This window comes from Microbacterium sp. zg.Y909 (assembly GCF_024626565.1).
Window position 1 is genome coordinate 1 of sequence record NZ_JANJFJ010000559.1, and the last position, 2,161, is coordinate 2,161.

Here is a 2,161-nt window from a genome sequence, read left to right on the forward strand (position 1 = left end):
GCGAGACGACGACATCGGCGATCGCGAACGCGAGGTCCATGCGGTCGATGTAGGGCAGCAGCGCGTAGCCGGGGGCGCCGGGGTCCTGCAGCTCGTTCTTCTCCCCTGCCGCCTGCAGCAGCTGCCATCCGGCATCCCGCACGTCCTCCCAGGCGCCGGCGAAGGCTTCGTTCAGACGCCGGGCGCCCAGCGAACCGCCGAAGACGAGGAGCGTGGGCAGGTTCGGGTCCAGCCCGAAGTGGGCGGCAGCTTCGGCGCGCAGCGCCTCGCGGTCGAGGTCCGCGATCTCGCGCCGCAGCGGCATCCCCACCACGCGCGAGCGCTTCATCGGCGTGCCTGCGAAGGCGACGCCGACCCCTGCCGCTCGGCGCGCGCCGAGCACGTTCGCGAGCCCCGGCCGCGCGTTGGCCTCGTGCACGACGAAGGGGACCCGCTCGCGCGACGCCGCGACGTAGGCCGGAGCCGAGGCGTACCCGCCGAAACCGACGACGACGTCCACCCGGTGGGCGCGGATGTGCGCGCGCACCTGGGCGATCGCCCGCAGGAAGCGAGGCGGAAAGGCCACCGCCGCGCCGTTCGGGCGACGCGGGAAGGGCACCTTGTCGACGAACAGCAGTTCGTAGCCCCGCGCGGGCACAAGCCGGGTTTCGAGCCCTTCCCGGGTTCCCAGCACCAGCACGGTGTCCTGGGGGCTGCGGTCGCGCAGCCCGTCAGCGACGGCCAGCAGGGGGTTCACATGCCCGGCGGTTCCGCCGCCGGCGAGAAGGTACGTCGTCACCAGACGACCCTACCCGCGTCAGCGCGCGGCGACGCCGAGGTTCTTCACAGGCAGGGTGCGGGCGAACGACAGCAGGACACCGCAGGCCATGAGCACCGACAGCAGCGCCGTGCCGCCCTGGGACATGAAGGGCAGGGGCACGCCCAGCACGGGCACCACACGCAGCACCACGCCCATGTTGATGAGGGCCTGACCGACGATCCACACCGTGATGGCGCCGGCAGCGATGCGCACGAACGGGTCGTCGGTCTTGCGCACCACGTGGAAGGCGCCGACGGCGAACAGCGCGAACAGCCCCAGCGCCACGATGCATCCGATGAGCCCGAGCTCCTCGCCCACGATGGCGAAGATGTAGTCGTGCGCGGCGGCAGGAAGCCAGGCGTACTTCTCGCGCGAGTTGCCCAAGCCCAGCCCGAAGACACCGCCGGCGGCGAGCCCCCACACCCCGTGCATCGCCTGGTAGCAGCCATCGAGGTAGTCCTCGATGCAGTTCGGGTTGAGGAAGCTCATGATGCGCGCCATGCGGTTGGGGCTGCGGATGGCGAGGACGGCGACGGTGACGGCGGCGAGGATCAGCGGGATGATGAACAGCCGCAGCTTCACACCCGAGAAGAACAGCGCGCCCAGCAGGATCAGCACCAGGATCATGGTCGTGCCGAGGTCGCCGCCGGCCATGACGGTCGCGATGACGAGGCCGCCGACGGGCACCACCGGGATGAAGACGTGCTGCCATTTGGTCAGCAGCGAACGCTTGCGGAAGAGCACCAGCCCGAGCCAGAGCGCGAGGGTGAGCTTGAGGAACTCCGAGGGCTGGGCCTGCTGGCCGGCGATGGAGATCCAGTTGCGGTTGCCGTCGTTCTCGATGCCGATACCTGGCACGAAGACGAGCAGCTGCAGGAACGTCGCCGCGATGAGGGCAGGCCAGGCGATCTTCTTCCAGAACGCCACTGGGAACCGGCTCATGACGAACATCAGCGGAATGCCGATCGCCGCGAACACCGACTGCTTGATGAGCGTGTCGAAGGGGCCCAGACCCGCCGCCGTGGAGACGGCCGACGTGGCCGACAGCACCATCACGAGCCCGAAGGAGGTCAGCAGGAGAGCCGCTGACGAGATCAGCACGAACTCGCTCGGCACCGGCGCGAAGACCTTGCCGAGCGAGATCCGCGCGGCCACGGGCCCGCGCGACGCGCCGTCAGGCGGGGTCGTCGGGGGTGTCGTGCGGTTGTGCGTCGTGCTCGTCATCGGCCCCCCTTTCGATCCGTTCGCGCACCGCCGCGGCGAAGCTGTTGCCGCGGTCGGCGTAGGACGCGAACTGGTCGAAGGATGCTGCGGCGGGGGCGAGCAGAACCACGTCCCCGTCACGGGCGATCCCCGCCGCCA

General features: G+C 70.3%; 2 protein-coding genes and 1 pseudogene. All 3 read right to left on the minus strand.

Annotated features, from left to right (window positions below; translation table 11 throughout):
* The coding region (locus tag NQ160_RS22780) for a UDP-N-acetylglucosamine--N-acetylmuramyl-(pentapeptide) pyrophosphoryl-undecaprenol N-acetylglucosamine transferase (RefSeq protein WP_257517305.1) at positions 1–778 on the minus strand (778 nt) is incomplete at its 3' end.
* Positions 779–796: 18 nt separating this feature from the next.
* Positions 797–2,023 (minus strand): putative lipid II flippase FtsW, encoded by a 1,227-nt coding sequence (gene ftsW, locus NQ160_RS22785; protein WP_257517306.1) that lies wholly within the window; start codon positions 2,021–2,023, stop codon positions 797–799.
* Positions 1,974–2,161, minus strand: a pseudogene (gene murD, locus NQ160_RS22790) (UDP-N-acetylmuramoyl-L-alanine--D-glutamate ligase); the annotation flags it as partial. The gene ftsW and the pseudogene murD, both read right to left, overlap by 50 nt.

Excerpts from the sequence above, each read along its gene's own strand:
- ftsW (WP_257517306.1), bottom strand. The coding sequence starts at position 2,023 with ATGACGAGCACGACGCACAACCGCACGACACCCCCGACGACCCCGCCT.